Origin of the sequence: Chiayiivirga flava (assembly GCF_014202825.1) — a bacterium.
GTDB lineage: Bacteria > Pseudomonadota > Gammaproteobacteria > Xanthomonadales > Xanthomonadaceae > Chiayiivirga > Chiayiivirga flava.
Map to the genome: position 1 here is coordinate 1 of NZ_JACHHP010000008.1, position 13,968 is coordinate 13,968.

General features: G+C 64.8%; 27 protein-coding genes. All 27 read left to right on the forward strand.

From position 1 onward, the window contains the following. Window positions 1-276 (forward strand): EF-Tu C-terminal domain-related protein (locus HNQ52_RS16310; protein ID WP_484484180.1); only part of this gene is annotated, 276 nt, incomplete at its 5' end. A gap of 110 nt (window positions 277-386) precedes the next feature. Beyond that, window positions 387-698, forward strand: coding sequence for a 30S ribosomal protein S10 (gene rpsJ / locus HNQ52_RS16315; protein WP_183962309.1), 312 nt, complete (start codon window positions 387-389; stop codon window positions 696-698). A gap of 10 nt (window positions 699-708) precedes the next feature. Further along, entirely contained in the window at window positions 709-1,347 is a 639-nt protein-coding gene (gene rplC / locus HNQ52_RS16320) for a 50S ribosomal protein L3 (RefSeq protein WP_183962311.1), read from the forward strand. 12 nt (window positions 1,348-1,359) lie between these two features. Then, on the forward strand, window positions 1,360-1,962 hold the full coding sequence (gene rplD / locus HNQ52_RS16325; protein WP_183962314.1) for a 50S ribosomal protein L4: 603 nt from the start codon (window positions 1,360-1,362) through the stop codon (window positions 1,960-1,962). Next, on the forward strand, window positions 1,959-2,255 hold the full coding sequence (gene rplW / locus HNQ52_RS16330) for a 50S ribosomal protein L23 (RefSeq protein ID WP_183962316.1): 297 nt from the start codon (window positions 1,959-1,961) through the stop codon (window positions 2,253-2,255). The genes rplD and rplW overlap by 4 nt, the downstream gene beginning before the upstream one ends. A gap of 16 nt (window positions 2,256-2,271) precedes the next feature. Next, window positions 2,272-3,093: a 50S ribosomal protein L2 gene (gene rplB, locus HNQ52_RS16335; RefSeq protein ID WP_183962318.1), complete on the forward strand. Its 822-nt coding sequence runs from the start codon at window positions 2,272-2,274 to the stop codon at window positions 3,091-3,093. Window positions 3,094-3,105: 12 nt separating this feature from the next. Next, a complete protein-coding gene (rpsS, locus tag HNQ52_RS16340; RefSeq protein WP_183962320.1) occupies window positions 3,106-3,381 on the forward strand; it encodes a 30S ribosomal protein S19 in 276 nt (91 codons plus the stop codon). Between the two features lie 11 nt (window positions 3,382-3,392). Then, complete coding sequence (gene rplV, locus HNQ52_RS16345) at window positions 3,393-3,728, forward strand: 50S ribosomal protein L22 (protein ID WP_183962322.1); 336 nt, start codon at window positions 3,393-3,395, stop codon at window positions 3,726-3,728. Window positions 3,729-3,746: 18 nt separating this feature from the next. Then, window positions 3,747-4,493, forward strand: coding sequence for a 30S ribosomal protein S3 (gene rpsC / locus HNQ52_RS16350; RefSeq protein WP_183962324.1), 747 nt, complete (start codon window positions 3,747-3,749; stop codon window positions 4,491-4,493). A 6-nt stretch (window positions 4,494-4,499) separates the two neighbouring features. Next, window positions 4,500-4,913 (forward strand): 50S ribosomal protein L16, encoded by a 414-nt coding sequence (rplP, locus tag HNQ52_RS16355; RefSeq protein WP_183962326.1) that lies wholly within the window; start codon window positions 4,500-4,502, stop codon window positions 4,911-4,913. Continuing rightward, window positions 4,913-5,098 carry a 50S ribosomal protein L29 gene (rpmC, locus tag HNQ52_RS16360; protein ID WP_183962328.1) on the forward strand — a complete coding sequence of 62 codons (186 nt, stop codon included), beginning with the start codon at window positions 4,913-4,915 and terminating at the stop codon, window positions 5,096-5,098. The genes rplP and rpmC overlap by 1 nt, the downstream gene beginning before the upstream one ends. 10 nt (window positions 5,099-5,108) lie before the next feature. Continuing rightward, a complete protein-coding gene (rpsQ, locus tag HNQ52_RS16365) occupies window positions 5,109-5,375 on the forward strand; it encodes a 30S ribosomal protein S17 (RefSeq protein ID WP_183962330.1) in 267 nt (88 codons plus the stop codon). A 12-nt stretch (window positions 5,376-5,387) separates the two neighbouring features. Continuing rightward, a complete protein-coding gene (gene rplN / locus HNQ52_RS16370; protein ID WP_183962332.1) occupies window positions 5,388-5,756 on the forward strand; it encodes a 50S ribosomal protein L14 in 369 nt (122 codons plus the stop codon). Between the two features lie 17 nt (window positions 5,757-5,773). Further along, window positions 5,774-6,088 (forward strand): 50S ribosomal protein L24, encoded by a 315-nt coding sequence (rplX, locus tag HNQ52_RS16375; protein WP_183962334.1) that lies wholly within the window; start codon window positions 5,774-5,776, stop codon window positions 6,086-6,088. Between the two features lie 11 nt (window positions 6,089-6,099). Further along, the gene (gene rplE, locus HNQ52_RS16380; protein ID WP_183962336.1) at window positions 6,100-6,639 is read left to right on the forward strand and encodes a 50S ribosomal protein L5; all 540 of its coding nucleotides are present in this window, start codon (window positions 6,100-6,102) and stop codon (window positions 6,637-6,639) included. A gap of 18 nt (window positions 6,640-6,657) precedes the next feature. Next, window positions 6,658-6,963, forward strand: coding sequence for a 30S ribosomal protein S14 (rpsN, locus tag HNQ52_RS16385; RefSeq protein ID WP_183962338.1), 306 nt, complete (start codon window positions 6,658-6,660; stop codon window positions 6,961-6,963). Window positions 6,964-7,090: 127 nt separating this feature from the next. Continuing rightward, on the forward strand, window positions 7,091-7,486 hold the full coding sequence (gene rpsH, locus HNQ52_RS16390) for a 30S ribosomal protein S8 (RefSeq protein ID WP_183962340.1): 396 nt from the start codon (window positions 7,091-7,093) through the stop codon (window positions 7,484-7,486). A 12-nt stretch (window positions 7,487-7,498) separates the two neighbouring features. Beyond that, entirely contained in the window at window positions 7,499-8,026 is a 528-nt protein-coding gene (rplF, locus tag HNQ52_RS16395; RefSeq protein WP_183962342.1) for a 50S ribosomal protein L6, read from the forward strand. Window positions 8,027-8,104: 78 nt separating this feature from the next. Then, on the forward strand, window positions 8,105-8,464 hold the full coding sequence (gene rplR / locus HNQ52_RS16400; protein WP_183962344.1) for a 50S ribosomal protein L18: 360 nt from the start codon (window positions 8,105-8,107) through the stop codon (window positions 8,462-8,464). A 126-nt stretch (window positions 8,465-8,590) separates the two neighbouring features. Then, window positions 8,591-9,106 carry a 30S ribosomal protein S5 gene (gene rpsE, locus HNQ52_RS16405; RefSeq protein WP_183962346.1) on the forward strand — a complete coding sequence of 172 codons (516 nt, stop codon included), beginning with the start codon at window positions 8,591-8,593 and terminating at the stop codon, window positions 9,104-9,106. After that, window positions 9,099-9,311 (forward strand): 50S ribosomal protein L30, encoded by a 213-nt coding sequence (gene rpmD / locus HNQ52_RS16410; RefSeq protein ID WP_183962348.1) that lies wholly within the window; start codon window positions 9,099-9,101, stop codon window positions 9,309-9,311. The genes rpsE and rpmD overlap by 8 nt, the downstream gene beginning before the upstream one ends. Before the next feature lie 28 nt (window positions 9,312-9,339). Continuing rightward, the gene (gene rplO, locus HNQ52_RS16415) at window positions 9,340-9,777 is read left to right on the forward strand and encodes a 50S ribosomal protein L15 (RefSeq protein WP_183962350.1); all 438 of its coding nucleotides are present in this window, start codon (window positions 9,340-9,342) and stop codon (window positions 9,775-9,777) included. A 94-nt stretch (window positions 9,778-9,871) separates the two neighbouring features. Further along, window positions 9,872-11,140 (forward strand): preprotein translocase subunit SecY, encoded by a 1,269-nt coding sequence (gene secY, locus HNQ52_RS16420; RefSeq protein ID WP_221282133.1) that lies wholly within the window; start codon window positions 9,872-9,874, stop codon window positions 11,138-11,140. Between the two features lie 203 nt (window positions 11,141-11,343). Next, a complete protein-coding gene (rpsM, locus tag HNQ52_RS16425) occupies window positions 11,344-11,700 on the forward strand; it encodes a 30S ribosomal protein S13 (RefSeq protein WP_183962354.1) in 357 nt (118 codons plus the stop codon). A gap of 3 nt (window positions 11,701-11,703) precedes the next feature. Next, the gene (gene rpsK / locus HNQ52_RS16430; RefSeq protein ID WP_183962356.1) at window positions 11,704-12,093 is read left to right on the forward strand and encodes a 30S ribosomal protein S11; all 390 of its coding nucleotides are present in this window, start codon (window positions 11,704-11,706) and stop codon (window positions 12,091-12,093) included. Between the two features lie 13 nt (window positions 12,094-12,106). Further along, complete coding sequence (gene rpsD, locus HNQ52_RS16435) at window positions 12,107-12,736, forward strand: 30S ribosomal protein S4 (RefSeq protein ID WP_183962358.1); 630 nt, start codon at window positions 12,107-12,109, stop codon at window positions 12,734-12,736. A 91-nt stretch (window positions 12,737-12,827) separates the two neighbouring features. Continuing rightward, window positions 12,828-13,826 carry a DNA-directed RNA polymerase subunit alpha gene (locus tag HNQ52_RS16440; protein ID WP_183962360.1) on the forward strand — a complete coding sequence of 333 codons (999 nt, stop codon included), beginning with the start codon at window positions 12,828-12,830 and terminating at the stop codon, window positions 13,824-13,826. The last annotated feature ends 142 nt before the right edge of the window (window positions 13,827-13,968 follow it).

The window sequence follows — 13,968 nt, forward strand, 5'->3', positions numbered from 1 at the left end:
GAATTCGAAGCCGAAGTGTACGTGCTGTCGAAGGAAGAGGGCGGCCGCCACACCCCGTTCTTCAAGGGTTACCGTCCGCAGTTCTACTTCCGCACGACCGACGTGACGGGCGCCTGCCAGCTGCCGGAAGGCGTGGAGATGGTGATGCCGGGCGACAACGTGAAGATGGTGGTGACGCTGATCGCGCCGATCGCGATGGACGAAGGCCTGCGTTTCGCGATCCGCGAAGGCGGCCGCACCGTCGGCGCCGGCGTGGTGGCGAAGGTTCTGAAGTAAGCATCGCTCGACTGCTGCCGGGGTTCGCGCCCCGGCAGTGTTCCAGACATGTTCGTACGACGCGCCGGAAACGACGCGCCACTTATCCAGCTCTTTGAAGGAATACCGCAATGGCGGACCAGAAGATTCGGATTCGACTCAAGGCGTTCGACCATCGCCTGATCGATCGCTCCGCGAGCGAGATCGTCGAAACGGCCAAGCGGACCGGCGCGCAGGTGCGCGGCCCGATCCCGCTGCCGACCAAGATCGAACGCTACACCATTCTCGTGTCGCCGCACGTCGACAAGGACGCGCGCGACCAGTACGAGACCCGCACGCACAAGCGCGTGCTCGACATCGTCGATCCGAACGACAAGACCGTGGACGCGCTCATGAAGCTCGAACTCGCGGCCGGCGTCGACGTCCAGATCAAGCTGTACTGAGGCACCGACCATGACCATCGGAATTGTAGGCCGCAAGTGCGGCATGAGCCGGATCTTCACCGAAGCCGGCGAATCCATCCCGGTGACGCTGATCGAGGCGTCGCCCAATCGCATCGTGCAGATCAAGTCGGACGACACCGACGGCTACACCGCGGTGCAGGTCACCGCCGGCAACAAGCGCTCCGCGCTGGTGAACAAGCCGCTCGCGGGTCACTACGCCAAGGCCAAGGTCGAAGCCGGCCGCGGTCTGTGGGAGTTCCGCGTCGACGCGGACAAGGTCTCGGGTTACGAGGTCGGCGGCGAGATCCGCGCCGACATCTTCGAGGTCGGCCAGAAGGTCGACGTCCAGGGCGTGACCAAGGGCAAGGGTTTCCAGGGCACGATCAAGCGCTGGAACTTCACCATGGGCGACGCGACGCACGGCAACTCGCTGTCGCACCGCGCGCCGGGTTCGCTCGGTCAGCGCCAGACGCCGGGTCGCGTCTTCCCGGGCAAGAAGATGTCCGGCCACATGGGCGATCGCCAGCAGTCGACGCAGAATCTCACGGTCGTGAAGGTCGACGTCGAGCGCGGTCTCATCGCGATCCGCGGCGCCGTTCCCGGCGCTCCGGGCGGCGACGTGATCGTGCGTCCGGCCTCGAAAGGTTAAGGGAGAACGATGATGGAACTTTCAGTCGTCGGTAGCAACGAAGCGCTGTCGGTGTCCGACGCGGTCTTCGGTCGCGAGTTCCGCGAGGACCTTGTGCACCAGGTCGTCGTTGCCTACCGCAACGCCGGTCGCGCCGGTACCAAGGCGCAGCTCACGCGCTCGGACATGTCCGGCACCACCAAGAAGTTCAAGAAGCAGAAGGGCGGCGGCGCGCGTCACGGCGATTACCGCGCTCCGATCTTCGTCGGCGGTGGCCGCGCGTTTGCCGCCAAGCCGCGCGATTTCTCGCAGAAGGTCAACCGCAAGATGTACCGCGGCGCGATCCAGTCGATCCTGTCCGAGCTCAACCGCCAGGGCCGCATCACCTTCGTCAGCTCGTTCGAATGGACGGACGCGAAGACCAAGTCGCTTGCGGCCAAGTTCAAGGACATGGGCGTCGAGCGTCCGCTGATCGTCACCGAAGACGCGTCCGAAGCGCTGTTCCTCGCCGCCCGCAACCTGCCGTACGTGCAGGTGCGCGACGCGCAGGGCATCGACCCGGTGTCGCTGGTCGGCGCGCGCAGCGTGATCATGACCGTCGACGCGGTGAAGAAGATCGAGGAGTGGTTGGCATGAGCACCGAAAAGATTCTGAGCACCCTGCGTTCGCCGCACGTGTCCGAAAAGACCGCGCGCGCGCAGGAGCTGTCGAACCAGTACGTGTTCGAAGTGGCCCAGGGCGCGACCAAGGCCGACGTGAAGAGCGCGATCGAATCGCTCTTCTCCGTCACGGTCGAGGGCGTGAACCTGGTCAACGTGAAGGGCAAGATGAAGTCCTTCAAAAACCGTGCTGGTCGCCGCGGCGACTGGCGCAAAGCCTACGTTCGCCTGGCCGAAGGCCAGAGCATCGACGTGATGGCTAAGGCCTGAAGGTAAGTAGTACGCCATGGCACTGATCACTCACAAGCCGACTTCGCCGGGCCGCCGCTCCAAGGTGAGCGTCGTGACCCCGAACCTGCACAAGGGCGCGCCACATGCCCCGCTGCTCGAGCCGCAAGGCAAGACCGGTGGCCGCAACAACGCGGGCCGCATCACCACGCGTCACCGCGGCGGTGGCCACAAGCAGCACTACCGCCTGATCGACTTCAAGCGCGACAAGGAAGGCATCGCCGCGCGCATCGAGCGCATCGAATACGATCCGAACCGCACCGCGCACATCGCGCTCGTGCTGTACGCCGACGGCGAGCGCCGCTACATCATCGCGCCCAAGGGCGTGTCGGTGGGCGACCCGCTGATGGCCGGCCGCGACGCGCCGATCAAGACCGGCAACACGCTGCCGCTGCGCAACATCCCGATCGGCTCGACGGTGCACTGCATCGAGATGAAGCCGGGCAAGGGCGCCCAGATCGCGCGTTCGGCCGGCGCCTCGGCGCAGCTGATCGCGCGCGAGCAGGGCTACGCCACGCTGCGCCTTCGCTCCGGCGAAATGCGCAAGGTGCCGGCGGATTGCCGCGCCACCCTGGGCGAAGTCGGCAACAGCGAGCACAGCCTGCGCAAGATCGGCAAGGCCGGCGCCAAGCGCTGGTTGGGCATTCGCCCGACCGTCCGCGGCGTGGTCATGAACCCGGTCGACCATCCGCACGGCGGTGGTGAAGGCCGCACCTCGGGCGGTCGTCACCCGGTCTCCCCGTGGGGCCTGCCGACCAAGGGCTACAAGACCCGCAACAACAAGCGCACCGAACAGTTCATCGTTCGCCGCGGCAAGTAACAGGACAAGGTCATGGCACGTTCACTCAAGAAGGGCCCGTTCGTCGATCTCCACCTGCTCAAGAAGGTGGACGCCGCGAGCGCGAGCAACAGCAAGAAGCCGATCAAGACCTGGTCGCGGCGCTCGATGGTGATCCCCGACATGGTCGGTTTCACCATCGCCATCCACAACGGCAAGCAGCACGTGCCGGTGCTCGTCAACGAGAACATGGTCGGGCACAAGCTCGGCGAGTTCGCCGTGACGCGCACCTTCAAATCGCACGGCGGCGACAAGAAGTCGGGCAAGTAAGGAACATGACGATGGAAACCAGAGCCATCCTGCGCGGCGCGCGCATCTCGGCCCAGAAGGTCCGCCTGGTCGCGGATCAGGTCCGCGGACTCCCGGTCGGCCGCGCCAGCGACCTGCTGCAGTTCAGCCCGAAGAAGGCCGCCCACGTCGTGCGCAAGCTGCTGTTGTCCGCGGTCTCCAACGCGGAGAACAACGACGGCGCCGACGTCGACGATCTGAAGATCACGCGCATCTTCGTCGACGAAGGCTCGACGATGAAGCGCTTCCACGCCCGGGCCAAGGGCCGCGGCGCCCGCATCCTCAAGCGCACCAGCCACATCACCGTGGTTGTGGGCGACGCCAAATAACGGACGGAAGGAACACCCATGGGTCACAAAGTACATCCGACCGGAATCCGTCTTGGCATCGCCAAGGACTGGAATTCGAAGTGGTACGCCAACAAGCGTGAGTTCGCGGGCTACCTCGCGGCCGACCTCAAGGTGCGCGAGATGCTGCGCAAGAAGCTGGCGCAGGCCGGCATCAGCCGCATCCAGATCGAGCGTCCGGCCAAGACCGCCCGTGTGACGATCCACACCGCCCGTCCGGGCGTGGTGATCGGCAAGAAGGGCGAGGACATCGAGAAGCTGCGCAAGGAAGTCTCGACCATGATGGGCGTTCCGGCGCACATCAACGTGACCGAGGTGCGCAAGCCCGAGCTCGACGCCCAACTCGTCGCCGAATCGATCGCGCAGCAGCTCGAGCGCCGCATCATGTTCCGCCGCGCGATGAAGCGCGCCGTCGGCAACGCGATGCGCCTCGGCGGCCTCGGCATCAAGGTCAACGTCTCGGGCCGTCTCAACGGTGCGGAAATCGCCCGTTCGGAGTGGTACCGCGAAGGTCGCGTCCCGCTGCACACGCTGCGCGCGGACATCGACTACGGCTTTGCCGAAGCGAGCACCACGTACGGGATCATCGGCGTGAAGGTCTGGATCTACAAGGGCGAAGTCTTCGACTACACCCAGCAGGCCCAGGAGAAGGCGGACGATTCGCAGCCCTCGCGCGGCGATCGTGGCGACCGTGGTGACCGTGGCGATCGCGACCGTCCGTCGCGCCCGGCCCGCGAACAGAGGTAATCAGTCATGCTGCAACCGAAACGAACCAAGTACCGCAAGGTGCACAAGGGCCGCAACGAAGGCTACAGCTGGAACGGCGCTGCGGTGTCCTTCGGCGAGTACGGCCTGAAGGCGACCACGCGCGGCCAGCTGACCTCGCGCCAGATCGAGGCCGCGCGCCGCACGATCAGCCGCTACGTCAAGCGCGGCGGCAAGCTCTGGATCCGCGTGTTCCCGGACAAGCCGATCACCAAGAAGCCGATCGAAGTGCGTATGGGTAACGGCAAGGGCAACGTCGAGTTCTGGGTCGCTCCGATCCAGCCCGGCCGCATGCTCTACGAGATCGAAGGCATTCCGGAAGACTCCGCGCGCGAAGCGTTCCGCCTCGCCGCCGCGAAGCTCTCGGTCCAGACCACCTTTGTCACCCGGACGGTGCGCTGATGGACATCAAACAGTTGCGTAGCAAGTCGCCCGAGGAACTGGCAGCACACCTGCTGGACCTGCGTCGCGAACAGTTCAATCTGCGCATGCAGAAAGGCACGGGTCAGTTGAACCAGACCCACCAGGTTCGGAATGTCCGTCGCGAAATCGCGCGGCTCAAGTCCGTCCTCGGCACGAAGAAGTAAGGGTGCGGACATGAGCGACAACGAAACCAAGGCAAAGCACACGGTCGAAGGCCGCGTGGTCAGCAACAAGATGGAAAAGACCGTGACGGTCCTGGTGGAACGCCAGGTCAAGCACGGCCTCTACGGCAAGTACATCAAGCGCTCGACGAAGCTGCACGCGCACGATGAATCCAATGCCTGCAAGGAAGGCGACGTCGTGCGCGTGACCGAGATCGCGCCGATGTCCAAGACCAAGAACTGGCGCGTGGTGGAAATTCTCACCCGCTCGGCCGAATAAGGAGGACGAGCCATGATCCAGACTCAATCCTACCTCGACGCCGCCGACAACTCGGGCGCCAAGGAACTGATGTGCATCAAGGTGCTCGGCGGCTCCAAGCGCCGGTACGCCCACATCGGCGACATCATCAAGGTCAGCGTCAAGGACGCGATCCCGCGCGGCAAGGTCAAGAAGGGCGAAGTCTACGACGCCGTCGTGGTGCGCACCCGCAAGGGCGTGCGTCGCGCGGACGGTTCGCTGATCCGCTTCGACGGCAACGCCGCCGTGCTTCTGAACAACAAGCTCGAGCCGATCGGCACGCGCATCTTCGGACCGGTCACGCGCGAACTGCGCGGCGAGAAGTTCATGAAGATCGTCTCGCTCGCCCCGGAAGTGCTGTAAGGCGAAAGGACAGAACCATGAACCGCATTCGCAAGGGCGACCAGGTGGTCGTCATCACGGGCAAGAACAAGGGTCAGCGCGGCGAAGTCGTGCGTATCAGCGGCGACAAGGTCGTCGTCTCGAACGTCAACCTCGTCAAGCGCCACACCAAGCCCAACCCGCAAGCCAACCAGCCCGGCGGCATCGTCGAGCGCGAGGCTGCGATCCACATCTCCAACGTCATGCTCTTCAATTCGGCGACGAAGAAGGGTGACCGCGTTGGCATCAAGGTGCTCGAGGATGGACGCAAACAGCGTGTGTTCCGCTCGAGCAATGAGGCGGTCGACGCCTGAGGAATGCTGAAATGAGCCGGCTTGAGACTATCTACAAAGAAACCGTCGTTCCGAAACTGATGGAACGCTTCGGCTACAAGAACGTGATGCAGGTGCCGCGCCTGTCCAAGATCACCCTGAACATGGGTGTGGGCGAAGCCGTGGGCAACAAGAAGGTGCTGGAAAACGCGGTGGCCGACATGGCCAAGATTTCGGGCCAGAAGCCCATCGTGACCCACGCCCGCGTCTCGGTCGCCTCGTTCAAGATCCGCGACGGCTGGCCGATCGGCTGCAAGGTCACCCTGCGCCGCCACCAGATGTACGAGTTCTTCGACCGCCTGATCAACATCTCGCTGCCGCGCGTGCGCGATTTCCGCGGCCAGTCGGGACGTGCATTCGACGGCCGGGGCAACTACAATATGGGGCTCAAGGAGCAGATCATCTTCCCGGAAATCGACTTCGACCAGATCGATGCCGTCCGCGGAATGGATATCGCCGTGACCACGACCGCCCGCACCGACGAAGAAGCCAAGGCGCTGCTCGAAGCGTTCGGCTTCCCGTTCCGCAACTGACTTCGCGAGATTTAGACCATGGCAAAGACCTCGATGATCAACCGCGATATCAAGCGGAAGAAGATCGCGAAGAAGTTCGAAAGCAAGCGCGCGGAGCTCAAGAAGATCATCGCGAATCCGAAGGCCTCGTACGAGGAAAAGTCGGACGCGCAGATGAAGCTGCAGAAGCAGCCGCGCGATGCGTCGCCGTCGCGCCAGCGCAACCGCTGCGAGATGACCGGCCGTCCGCGCGGTGTCTATCGCAAGTTCGGCCTGGGCCGCAACAAGCTGCGCGAAGCCACCATGCGCGGCGACGTGCCGGGCCTGCGCAAGGCCAGCTGGTAACACACTCCGCCGGCGGCGACGCCGTCGGTCCTTCCGCCGGCCCCGGCCGGCGGACGCACACGCTCCACCCACAATCTGGTTTCGCGATTCTTTCGCGGATATCGGTGCTTCGATCCAAGGAAACATCATGAGCATGACTGATCCCATCGCCGACATGCTGGTGCGCATCAAAAATGCGGCCGCGGTTGGCAAACAGACGGTGAAGATGCCGTCGTCCAAGAACAAGGTCGCGATCGCGGAAGTGCTGAAGGCCGAGGGTTACCTCGCCGACGTGCGCGTGACCGGCGACGGCCCCAAGCCGATCCTCGAAATCGCGCTGAAGTATTACCAGGGCAAGCCGGTGATCGAGCGCCTGGAGCGCGTCTCGAAGTCGAGCCTGCGCGCCTACCGCGGCAAGGACGCGCTGCCGAAGATCCTCGGCGGTCTGGGCGTCGCGATCATCTCGACCTCCAAGGGCATCATGACCGACAGCCAGGCCCGCACCGCGGGCGTGGGTGGCGAAGTCATCTGCCTCGTCGCCTAAGGAGACTTCACGATGTCCCGTGTAGCCAAGAAAGTCATCAACCTCCCGAAGGGCGTTGAAGTCAACGTGTCGGCCGAGCAGTTGTCGGTCAAGGGTCCGAAGGGCACCCTCAACCTCGTCAAGCCGCAGGGCGTGGACGTGAAGATCGAGAACGGCCAGGCGACGATGGTCGCCGCCAACGCCGACGACATCGCGCTGGCCGGCACCATCCGCGCCATCCTCGCGAACATGGTCGCCGGCGTCACCGACGGCTTCACCCGCAAGCTCGAACTCGTCGGCGTCGGTTACCGCGCCGCGATGCAGGGCAAGGACCTGAACCTCTCGCTCGGCTTTTCGCACCCGGTGCTGTTCCCGGCGCCGGAGGGCATCACGATCGAGACGCCGACGCAGACCGAAATCCTGATCAAGGGCAGCGACAAGCAGCGCGTCGGCGAAGTGGCCGCGAAGATCCGTTCGTTCCGCCCGCCGGAGCCCTACAAGGGCAAGGGCGTGCGTTACGCCGGCGAGAAAATCATCATGAAGGAAGCCAAGAAGGCTTAATGCGGTTCCCTCCGCAAGAGCCCGGCCATCCTTGGCTGGACTTTCCAAAGCCAACTTGTCGTCTCTGAGGTTACGAATATGTCCGTTGAAAAGAACATCGCCCGCCTGCGCCGCGCCAAGTCCACGCGCGCGCACATCCGCAACCTCGGCGTCGCGCGCCTGTCGGTGCTGCGCACCGGCCAGCACCTGTACGCGCAGGTCTTCTCGTCCGACGGTTCGACCGTCATCGCGTCGGCCTCGACGCTGCAGGCGGACGTCAAGGACGGCCTGAAGAGCAACAAGAACAAGGACGCCGCGGCCAAGGTCGGTCGCGTCATCGCCGAGAAGGCCCGTGCGGCCGGCATCGAGGCGGTGGCGTTCGACCGTTCGGGCTACCGCTACCACGGCCGCATCAAGGCCCTGGCCGATGCGGCGCGCGAAGGCGGCCTCAAGTTCTGATCGGTTTTGCGACACCGGACGCGGTCATTTGCCCGCGTTCGTCTCCCTGGCCTTGTCGGCCGCGATACATCCAACAACTCCAAGCGGCCAACGTGCCGTAATCACTGATCCGGAAATTATCGAACCATGAGCAGCAACGATCGTAACGATCGCGACAACGGCGACGGCATGCTGGAAAAGCTTGTCGCGGTCAATCGCGTCAGCAAGACCGTCAAGGGCGGTCGCCAGTTCACCTTCACCGCGCTGACGGTCGTCGGCGACGGCGCCGGCAAGGTCGGCTTCGGGTATGGCAAGGCGCGCGAAGTGCCGGTGGCCATTTCCAAGTCGATGGAGCATGCGCGCCGCGCGATGATCAACGTCGAACTGAACAACGGCACGGTGTGGTACGCCATCAAGGCCAACCACGGCGCGGCCAAGGTGTTCATGCAGCCGGCGTCGGAAGGTACCGGCGTGATCGCCGGCGGTGCGATGCGCGCCGTGCTCGAAGCGGTGGGCGTGAAGAACATCCTCGCCAAGGCCGTCGGTTCGCGCAATCCGATCAACCTCGTGCGCGCCACGATCAAGGGCCTGCAGGCGATGTCGTCGCCCGGCCAGATCGCGGCGAAGCGCGGCAAGTCCGTGGAGGAACTGCGCAATGGCTAAGACCGCGAAGAAGGCCGACGCGGCCGCGACCGGCACCGTGAAGGTGCGCCTGGTCAAGGGCCTGCGCGGAACCCAGGCACGCCACCGCCTGTCGGTGAAGGCGCTGGGCCTGAACAAGATCAACGACGTGCGCGAACTGCCGGACAACCCGTCGGTCCGCGGCCTGATCGCCACCGTGTATTACCTGGTGCAGGTCGAGCAGTAAGCCTGCCGATCGCCTGAAGGAAACAGTCATGCAGCTCAACACACTCACCCACGCCCCCGGCGCCCGCAAGGAACGTGTCCGCGTCGGTCGCGGCATCGGTTCGGGCCTGGGCAAGACCTGCGGCCGCGGCCACAAGGGCTCCTACGCGCGCACCGGCAAGGGCAAGATCAAGCCGGGTTTCGAAGGCGGCCAGATGCCGCTGCAGCGCCGCCTGCCGAAGGTCGGCTTCCGCTCCAAGCTGAAGATCGACACGGCCGAAGTGCTGCTCTACAAGCTCGCGCTGGTCGAGGGCGACACGATCGATTTCGCCGCGCTGCGCGCCGCGAAGCTGGTCCCGTCGACGGCGAAGTACGCCAAGATCGTGCTCAAGGGCGGGATCGACAAGAAGATCGTGCTCAAGGGCATCGCGACGACCGCCGGCGCCCGCGCCGCGATCGAAGCCGCCGGCGGCAAGATCGAGGAGTAAGGCTTTGTCGCAGGCATCCAAAGCCGCGTCCGCCCTCGCCGGCGCGGGCAAGTTCACCGAGCTGCGGCAGCGCCTGCTGTTCGTGCTCGGCGCGATGATCGTGTTCCGTCTGGGCACCTTCATCCCCGTGCCCGGCGTGGATTCCGAAGCGATGCTCGCGTTCATGGACGCGCAGGCCGGCACCATCGTGGACATGTTCAACATGTTCTCCGGTGGTGCGCTGGAGCGCTTCAGCATCTTCGCGCTCAACGTGATGCCCTACATCTCGGCCTCGATCATCGTGCAGCTGTGCGCGCAGATCTTCCCGAGCCTGCAGTCGCTGCGCAAGGAAGGCGAATCCGGCCGGCGCAAGCTCACGCAGTACACGCGTTACGGCACGATCCTGCTCGCCGTTTTCCAGTCCTACGGCGTGGCCTTCGCGCTGCAGTCCCAGGGCGCCGCGGCCGGGCAGGCGATCGTGTTCAATCCGGGGCCGGGCTTCCTGTTCACGGCCGTGGTGTCGCTGACGGCCGGCACGATGTTCCTGATGTGGCTCGGCGAGCAGATCACCGAACGCGGCGTCGGCAACGGCATTTCGCTGATCATCTTCGCCGGCATCGTCGCGGGGCTGCCGAGCGCGGTCATCAGCACGCTGGGACTTGCGCAGAGCGGCGAGCTGAGCTGGTTTTCGGTGATTGCGGTGTTCGTGCTGGTGCTGCTGGTGACGGCGTTCGTGGTGTTCGTGGAGCGCGGTCAGCGCCGCATCACGGTCAACTACGCGCGTCGCCAGGGCGGGCGCCAGGCGTACATGAACCAGAGTTCGCACCTGCCGCTCAAGCTCAACATGGCGGGCGTGATCCCGGCGATCTTTGCGTCGTCGATCATCATGTTCCCGGCCACGGCGTCGAGCTGGTTCGCGGCCGGCTCCGAATCGCGCTGGTTGCAGGGCGTGGCATCGGCGCTGGCGCCGGGCGAGCCGCTGCACATGGTGCTGTTCGCGGTGCTGATCGCGGGTTTTGCGTTCTTCTACACCGCGCTCGTGTTCAATTCGCAGGAAACCGCGGAGAACCTGAAGAAGTCGGGTGCATTGATCCCGGGCATCCGTCCGGGCAAGGCGACCGCGGACTACATCGACGGCGTGCTGACCCGGCTCACGGCCTGGGGCGCGCTGTACCTGGTGCTGGTCTGCCTGCTGCCGGAAATCATGCGCACGATGTGGGCGGTTCCGTTCTATTTCGGTGGCACCTCGCTGCTGATCGTGGTCGTGGTGGTGATGGACTTCACCGCCCAGATCCAGGCGCATCTGATGTCGCATCAGTATGAAAGCCTGATGAAGAAGTCCAACTTGAAGGGCGGTTCCCGCGGCGGCTTCGCGCGGGGATAAATCGATTCTGTCCCGCGCAAGAGTCGCGCGGGCGCCCGGTACAACGGGCAGGATCGGCTTGACGCCGGAGCGTGGGCACACTCCCCACGCCGGGTCTCCTGCTGCCTCCGGGCAGCGGGGGGCTTCTAACTAACCCGAAGCCTTGTTATCATTTCTGATTCACTGCGCCCGAAAGGCGCAAAATCACTGTCGGAGAACGCGTAATGGCGCGCATTGCGGGTGTCAACCTTCCCGTCCAGAAACATGTCTGGATCGGGCTGCAGAGCATTTTCGGGATCGGTCGCACCCGGTCGAAGAAGGTCTGCGATTCCGCTGGGGTCGAATCCAGCACCAAGATCCGTGACCTCACCGAAGCCCAGGTCGAGCGCCTGCGTGCCGAGGTGGGCAAGTACATCGTGGAAGGCGACCTGCGCCGCGAAGTCGGCATCAGCATCAAGCGCCTGATGGACTTGGGCTGCTACCGCGGCCTGCGCCACCGCCGCGGCCTGCCGATGCGCGGCCAGCGTACCCGCACCAATGCCCGCACCCGCAAGGGCCCGCGCAAGGCGATCAAGAAGTAAATCATGAACAAGCCAGCTGCCAAGACCAAGAAGAAGATCCGTCGCGTCGTCACCGACGGCATCGCGCACGTGCATGCATCGTTCAACAACACGATCATCACGATCACCGATCGCCAGGGCAATGCGCTGTCGTGGGCCACGTCCGGAGGTGCCGGCTTCCGCGGTTCGCGCAAGTCGACCCCGTTCGCCGCGCAGGTCGCCGCCGAGAAGGCCGGCAAGGCCGCGCTCGACTACGGCCTGAAGACGCTCGAAGTGCGCATCAAGGGCCCGGGCCCGGGGCGCGAATCGGCCGTGCGTTCGCTCAACAACGTCGGCTACAAGATCATCAACATCGTCGACGTCACGCCGATTCCGCACAACGGCTGCCGTCCGCCGAAGAAGCGCCGCGTCTAAGGAACCCACGACCATGGCACGTTATATCGGTCCCACCTGCAAACTCGCCCGTCGCGAAGGCGCAGACCTCAGCCTCAAGAGCCCGGCGCGCGCGCTCGACTCCAAGTGCAAGCTCGAACAGAAGCCCGGCCAGCATGGCCCGGTGGCCAAGAAGGGCCGCCTGTCGGACTACGCCGTGCAGCTGCGCGAGAAGCAGAAGGTCAAGCGCATCTACGGCCTGCTGGAGCGCCAGTTCCGCAACTACTACAAGAAGGCGTCGTCGAAGAAGGGCAACACCGGCGAGTCCTTGCTGCAGCTGCTCGAAACGCGTCTTGACAACGTCATCTACCGGATGGGCTTTGCCGTCACGCGCGCGTCGGCCCGCCAGCTCGTGTCGCACCGCGGCATCACGGTCAACGGCAAGGTCGTCAATCTGCCGTCGTACCAGGTGCGCCCGGGCGACGCGATCACGCTGACCGAAAAAGCCCAGCGCCAGCTGCGCGTGCAGGAGTCGCTGACCCTGTCGCAGGAAATGGATCTGTTCCCGAGCTGGGTCGAAGTCGACGCGAAGAAGTTCGCAGGCGTGTTCAAGGCCGTTCCGGAACGCAGCGACCTGCCGTCGGATATCAACGAAGCGCTGATCGTCGAGCTGTACTCGAAGTAAGCCTCGTCTCCGGTGGGCGCCTCCGCGGCGCCCCCTGCGGTATCCGCGCATCGCCGCTGCGCTGTTTGCAAGTCTCCCTGGAGAACGCTGAATGTCCGTTTCCCCGAATCAGGTACTGCGTCCGCGCGGTCCCAACATCGAACGCATCGGAACGCACCGTGCCAAGGTCGTGATCGAGCCGCTGGAGCGCGGTTACGGCCACACCCTCGGCAACGCGCTGCGTCGCGTGCTGCTCTCCTCGATTCCCGGCTTCGCCGTGACCGAGGTCGAGATCGATGGCGTGCTGCACGAGTACACCACCGTCGAAGGTCTGCAGGAAGACGTCATCGACCTGCTGCTGAATCTGAAAGACGTCGCCATCCGCATGCACAACGTCGAGCAGGCCACGCTCACGCTGGTCAAGCAGGGCCCGGGCGTCGTCACCGCCGGCGACATCAAGACCGACCACAACGTCGAGATCCTCAATCCCGAGCACGTGATCTGCCACCTCACCAAGGACACGGCGCTGAACATGCGCCTGAAGGTCGAGCGCGGTTACGGCTACCAGCCGGTGTCGGCGCGCCGCCGTCCGGACGAGGAAACCCGTGCGATCGGCAAGCTGATGCTCGATGCGTCGTTCTGCCCGGTGCGCCGCGTGGCGTACGAAGTCGAGAGCGCCCGCGTCGAACAGCGCACCGACCTCGACAAGCTCGTGCTGCACATCGAAACCAACGGCACGATCGACGCCGAGGAAGCCGTCCGCACCGCGGCCGACATCCTCACCGACCAGCTGTCGGTGTTCGGCGACTTCACCCAGCGCGACCGCGGCGCGGCCAAGCAGGTCGGCGGCAGCGGCGTGGATCCGGTGCTGCTGCGCCCGATCGACGATCTGGAACTGACGGTGCGTTCGGCCAACTGCCTCAAGGCCGAGAACATCTACTACATCGGCGACCTGATCCAGCGCACCGAAGTCGAGCTGCTGAAGACCCCGAACCTCGGCAAGAAGTCGCTGACCGAGATCAAGGAAGTCCTGGCGCAGCGTGGCCTGTCGCTCGGCATGAAGCTCGAGAACTGGCCGCCGGCGGGTCTGCAGGCCGGCATGCTGGGCTGATGCATCGGGCGCGCCGGTCCCGGCGCGCCGTTTCACGCGATGTGTTCCAGGCGGGCCGCGTCATCGCCCGCGACGGTCACGGACAGGAGGTCCGGGCCGACCACAAGACCAACAATGTTGGCCACGGACGGCATCAGCAAAG

Excerpts from the sequence above, each read along its gene's own strand:
- rplD (WP_183962314.1), top strand. The coding sequence starts at position 1,360 with ATGGAACTTTCAGTCGTCGGTAGCAACGAAGCGCTGTCGGTGTCCGAC.
- secY (WP_221282133.1), top strand. The coding sequence starts at position 9,872 with ATGATCGTGTTCCGTCTGGGCACCTTCATCCCCGTGCCCGGCGTGGAT.
- rpmD (WP_183962348.1), top strand. The coding sequence starts at position 9,099 with ATGGCTAAGACCGCGAAGAAGGCCGACGCGGCCGCGACCGGCACCGTG.
- rpsH (WP_183962340.1), top strand. The coding sequence starts at position 7,091 with ATGAGCATGACTGATCCCATCGCCGACATGCTGGTGCGCATCAAAAAT.
- rpsC (WP_183962324.1), top strand. The coding sequence starts at position 3,747 with ATGGGTCACAAAGTACATCCGACCGGAATCCGTCTTGGCATCGCCAAG.
- rplP (WP_183962326.1), top strand. The coding sequence starts at position 4,500 with ATGCTGCAACCGAAACGAACCAAGTACCGCAAGGTGCACAAGGGCCGC.
- rpsJ (WP_183962309.1), top strand. The coding sequence starts at position 387 with ATGGCGGACCAGAAGATTCGGATTCGACTCAAGGCGTTCGACCATCGC.
- rplX (WP_183962334.1), top strand. The coding sequence starts at position 5,774 with ATGAACCGCATTCGCAAGGGCGACCAGGTGGTCGTCATCACGGGCAAG.
- rplN (WP_183962332.1), top strand. The coding sequence starts at position 5,388 with ATGATCCAGACTCAATCCTACCTCGACGCCGCCGACAACTCGGGCGCC.
- rpsM (WP_183962354.1), top strand. The coding sequence starts at position 11,344 with ATGGCGCGCATTGCGGGTGTCAACCTTCCCGTCCAGAAACATGTCTGG.
- rpsD (WP_183962358.1), top strand. The coding sequence starts at position 12,107 with ATGGCACGTTATATCGGTCCCACCTGCAAACTCGCCCGTCGCGAAGGC.
- rplR (WP_183962344.1), top strand. The coding sequence starts at position 8,105 with ATGTCCGTTGAAAAGAACATCGCCCGCCTGCGCCGCGCCAAGTCCACG.
- rpsK (WP_183962356.1), top strand. The coding sequence starts at position 11,704 with ATGAACAAGCCAGCTGCCAAGACCAAGAAGAAGATCCGTCGCGTCGTC.
- rplW (WP_183962316.1), top strand. The coding sequence starts at position 1,959 with ATGAGCACCGAAAAGATTCTGAGCACCCTGCGTTCGCCGCACGTGTCC.
- rpsN (WP_183962338.1), top strand. The coding sequence starts at position 6,658 with ATGGCAAAGACCTCGATGATCAACCGCGATATCAAGCGGAAGAAGATC.
- rpsE (WP_183962346.1), top strand. The coding sequence starts at position 8,591 with ATGAGCAGCAACGATCGTAACGATCGCGACAACGGCGACGGCATGCTG.
- rpsS (WP_183962320.1), top strand. The coding sequence starts at position 3,106 with ATGGCACGTTCACTCAAGAAGGGCCCGTTCGTCGATCTCCACCTGCTC.
- HNQ52_RS16440 (WP_183962360.1), top strand. The coding sequence starts at position 12,828 with ATGTCCGTTTCCCCGAATCAGGTACTGCGTCCGCGCGGTCCCAACATC.
- rplB (WP_183962318.1), top strand. The coding sequence starts at position 2,272 with ATGGCACTGATCACTCACAAGCCGACTTCGCCGGGCCGCCGCTCCAAG.
- rpsQ (WP_183962330.1), top strand. The coding sequence starts at position 5,109 with ATGAGCGACAACGAAACCAAGGCAAAGCACACGGTCGAAGGCCGCGTG.
- rpmC (WP_183962328.1), top strand. The coding sequence starts at position 4,913 with ATGGACATCAAACAGTTGCGTAGCAAGTCGCCCGAGGAACTGGCAGCA.
- rplE (WP_183962336.1), top strand. The coding sequence starts at position 6,100 with ATGAGCCGGCTTGAGACTATCTACAAAGAAACCGTCGTTCCGAAACTG.
- rplV (WP_183962322.1), top strand. The coding sequence starts at position 3,393 with ATGGAAACCAGAGCCATCCTGCGCGGCGCGCGCATCTCGGCCCAGAAG.
- rplF (WP_183962342.1), top strand. The coding sequence starts at position 7,499 with ATGTCCCGTGTAGCCAAGAAAGTCATCAACCTCCCGAAGGGCGTTGAA.
- rplC (WP_183962311.1), top strand. The coding sequence starts at position 709 with ATGACCATCGGAATTGTAGGCCGCAAGTGCGGCATGAGCCGGATCTTC.
- rplO (WP_183962350.1), top strand. The coding sequence starts at position 9,340 with ATGCAGCTCAACACACTCACCCACGCCCCCGGCGCCCGCAAGGAACGT.